The sequence below is a fragment of the Corallococcus sp. AB038B genome (assembly GCF_003668955.1).
In the GTDB taxonomy this organism is placed as follows: Bacteria; Myxococcota; Myxococcia; order Myxococcales; family Myxococcaceae; genus Corallococcus; species Corallococcus exiguus.
On record NZ_RAWO01000352.1, the window covers coordinates 1 to 390 of the forward strand.

General features: G+C 65.1%; 1 pseudogene. It reads left to right on the top strand.

Features of this window, described 5'->3' with window-relative positions:
• Positions 1-337 (top strand): annotated as a pseudogene (locus D7Y04_RS44955) (SH3 domain-containing protein); the annotation flags it as partial.
• Between the last annotated feature and the right edge of the window lie 53 nt (positions 338-390).

The window sequence follows — 390 nt, forward strand, 5'->3', positions numbered from 1 at the left end:
AGTCGTCCTGCTGCGGGTGGACTCCACCCCCGAGGAGTGTGGCGACTACAGCACCACGTACGTGAGCTACACCGTGCCAGGGAACAAGAAGGGTGTCCTGGGCACGGCGAAGCTGGCGCTGTCGCTGGAGGGCGTGTCGGAGGCTCCCGGTGTCTCCCGATACGAGGTCTCCTTCCAGGCGCGGAAGAAGGAACTCACGATGGTGAGGACCGATGAGCAGGAGGATGAGTCCGGCAATGTGCTGACGACGAAGGCCCAGACGCGCTACCAGCTCAAGGACGGCGTCTACTCAGAACTGACGCCGGCGGGCTCCTCCGTCGCGGAGTCGAAGCCCTGACGGACGACGAGTCCCTGTCACGAAGGGACTCGTCGCCGAGCGTCAGTGCGTCG